The organism is Arhodomonas sp. KWT (assembly GCF_010993615.1).
This window is the reverse complement of the sequence record NZ_WNXE01000490.1, coordinates 1-1230: the sequence shown is the minus strand read 5'-3', so window position 1 is coordinate 1230 and position 1230 is coordinate 1. Positions and strand designations below refer to the sequence as shown.

The 1230-nt window shown below is 75.5% G+C and carries 2 protein-coding genes; both read left to right on the top strand.

Going from position 1 to position 1230, the window contains the following annotated elements:
* Positions 1–258: DUF2889 domain-containing protein (locus tag G7A99_RS20145; protein WP_163143602.1), on the top strand; the 258-nt coding region annotated here is incomplete at its 5' end.
* The gene (gene thiL, locus G7A99_RS20140; RefSeq protein ID WP_163143599.1) at positions 255–1220 is read left to right on the top strand and encodes a thiamine-phosphate kinase; all 966 of its coding nucleotides are present in this window, start codon (positions 255–257) and stop codon (positions 1218–1220) included. The genes G7A99_RS20145 and thiL, both read left to right, overlap by 4 nt.
* Positions 1221–1230 lie beyond the last annotated feature (10 nt).

The window sequence follows — 1230 nt, the reverse complement described above, 5'->3', positions numbered from 1 at the left end:
GCCTTCCAGTCGCTGGTGGGCGTGCGCATCGGCCCCGGCTGGATGAAGGCGGTTCGCTCACGCATCGGGAGCGTCGAGGGCTGCACCCACCTCTTCGAGCTGCTGCGCCCGATCGCCACCACCGCCTACCAGACCATCCATCCGCCGCCGGACAGCGACGGTCGCCCGATGCTCATGAACAGCTGCCACGGCTGGCGTGCCGGCGGTGAGGCCATCGCCACCCTCTACCCCGAGTGGTTCCGGCCGGAGCAGGGATGAGCCTCTCGGAGTTCGCGCTGATCGAGCGGTTCTTCACCGGCCTGGGGGCCGAGCGCGGCGACGTGACCCTGGGCTGCGGCGACGATGCCGCCCTGGTCGAGGTCGGCGGCACGACCCTCGCGCTGGCCGTGGACACCATGATCGAGGACGTCCACTTCCCCGCCGACGCCCCGCCGGCGAGCATCGGCCACAAGCTGCTGGCCGTGAACCTCAGCGACCTGGCGGCGATGGGCGCGGAGCCTGCCTGGGCGCTGCTGGCGCTGACCCTGCCGGCGGTGGACGAGAACTGGCTCACCGCCATGCGCGGCGGGCTGGACGCGCTCGCGCGGACCCACGGCCTGGCGCTCATCGGCGGCGACACCACGCGGGGCGAGCGGCTGACGGCATCGCTGTTCGTCGGCGGGCCGGTGGACAATCCCCTGCGCCGTGACGGCGCCCGCCCCGGCGACGTCCTGTGGGTCTCGGGGTGGCCCGGCGAGGCCGCCGCGGGGCTGGCCTGCTGGCAGGCCGGCGAGCGCGGAGACGACGTGGCCCCCCTGATCGAGCGGCTCCACCGGCCGACCCCCCGGATCGCCCTCGGGCGGGCACTGCGCGGGCTCGCCACCGCCGCGGTGGACGTCTCCGACGGGCTGCTTGCCGATGCCGCCCACCTGTGCGAGCGCAGTGGGGTGGCGGCGACGGTGCGTGCCGCCGACGTCCCGCTGTCACCCGCGCTGGCCGCGCGCGGCGGGGCCGCGCTGGACTACGCCCTCAGCGGCGGCGACGACTACGAGCTGCTGTTCACCGCGCCGGCGGACGCCGGCGAGGCCCTACGGCGTCGTGCGGCGGATGCCGGCGTGGCGGTGACGCCCGTTGGCGTGATTACCGCCGGTGCCGCGGCCGTGACCCTCGTCGGTGCGGACGGCGCGCCGCTTGCCGCGGGGCGCACCGGCTACCGGCACTTCGACGGGACCGGCGAATGAGCGCGGGGTT

Bases quoted from the DNA above. Each gene is read 5' to 3' on its own strand.
- thiL (WP_163143599.1), top strand. From the start codon at position 255: ATGAGCCTCTCGGAGTTCGCGCTGATCGAGCGGTTCTTCACCGGCCTG.